The following is a 1,520-nucleotide window of genomic DNA, read 5'->3' as shown; positions in this document are numbered from 1 at the left end:
CCCCTTCCGTCCGAACGGCAAGCCCCGCGTCGCCCTGATCGTGGGCGGTCTGGGCCTCAACGCCGTGACCACCCGCGCCGCCATCGAGCGCCTGCCGGCCGAGGTGACCCTGTCGTTCGTCCCCTATGCCGAGGGCCTTCAGGGCTGGATCGACCTCGCTCGAGCCCAGGGCCATGAGGTGATGATCGAGATCCCGATGGAGCCGACCGGCTATCCCGACAACGATCCGGGCCCCCAGACCCTGCTGTCGTCCGGCACGCCCGACGACATCGAGGCGCGGATGACCTGGCTGCTGGGTCGCGCCACCGGCTATTTCGGCGTCACCAACTATCTCGGCGACCGGTTCGTGACCTCGGATACCGGCATGTCCGCCTTCATGGGTATACTGCGCCAGCGGGGCCTGGCCTTCCTCGACGACGGATCGGCGCGTCGCCGTCCCGGCGCCTGGGCCCGCGCCAGCGCTGACACCATCATCGACGAGACCCAGACCCCCGCCGCCATCATCGGCCGCCTGAACGTGCTGGAAGCCGCCGCCAAGCAACGCGGCGCAGCCTTGGGCACCGGCTTCAGCTATCCCGTCACGGTCGAGGCCGCCGCCCGCTGGACCGCCGGCCTCGAAGCGCGGGGCCTGCAACTGGCTCCCGCATCATCCATGACCCAACGCCCCGGCCGCTGAGCGGCGTCGTCAAACCAGCCTCAGGTCATTCCCCTGCGGGGGTACCGGCATAGGCGTCGATCTCGTTGGCCGAGCCCAGGGCGACGGCACAGCGCTCGTGCAGATTCCGGGGGATGACGTCGAGGATCGGGGTCACGCCGTCGGTGGTGGCCTTGCCCCCCGCGCGTTCGATCAGCAGGGCCATGGGCGCGCCTTCGTACAGCAGTCGCAGCTTGCCGGGGCGGTCGGGCTCGCGCTGGTCCCACGGATAGAGGAAGACCCCGCCGCGCATCAGGACGCGGTGAACGTCCGCGACCATGGCCGCGACCCACCGCATGTTGAAATCCTTGCCCCGGGGTCCCGTCTTTCCGGCCAGGCAGTCGTCGATGTAGGCGCGCACGGAAGGGGCCCAGTGGCGGCGGTTCGACATGTTGATGGCGAACTCCTTCGTATCGGCCGGCACGACGATATCGGGGTTGGTCAGATGCCAGCGCCCTTGCGCGTCCAGCGTGAAGCCCGTCACCCCGCCCGACATGGTCAGCACTAGCATGGTCTGGGCGCCGTAAACGGCGTATCCGGCCCCGACCTGTTTCCGGCCCCCGATCAGGAAGTCGGCCTCGACGGGCGCGCGATCCTCGGGCGCGGGCAGGATGGAGAAGATGGTCCCCACCGGGGCGTTGATGTCGATATTGGATGACCCGTCCAGCGGATCGAAGGTGACCAGATATCCTCCCGTTCGGCCGGTCGGCTCGATCAGGTCCATCTCCTCGGACCCCACGGCGGCGACCGGGTCACAGGCCTTGAGCCGATCGGTCAGCATGTCGTTGGTCATAACGTCGAGCTTCTTCTGCTCCTCGTCCTGAAC

Annotated in this window: 2 protein-coding genes; one reads left to right on the top strand and one right to left on the bottom strand. The window is 68.6% G+C overall.

What is annotated here, in order from left to right; all coding sequences use genetic code 11:
• Positions 1-676: divergent polysaccharide deacetylase family protein (locus JHC99_RS18700; RefSeq protein ID WP_292156199.1), on the top strand; the 676-nt coding region annotated here is incomplete at its 5' end.
• 25 nt (positions 677-701) lie between these two features.
• On the opposite strand, the gene JHC99_RS18695 is transcribed toward JHC99_RS18700, so the two are convergent.
• A partial coding sequence (locus tag JHC99_RS18695) for a class 1 fructose-bisphosphatase (protein WP_292156198.1) occupies positions 702-1,520 on the bottom strand: 819 nt, incomplete at its 5' end.

This window comes from Brevundimonas sp. (assembly GCF_016463485.1).
GTDB lineage: Bacteria > Pseudomonadota > Alphaproteobacteria > Caulobacterales > Caulobacteraceae > Brevundimonas.
Note: the sequence above shows the minus strand (reverse complement) of the source record. Positions and strands in the feature narration are given on the sequence as shown.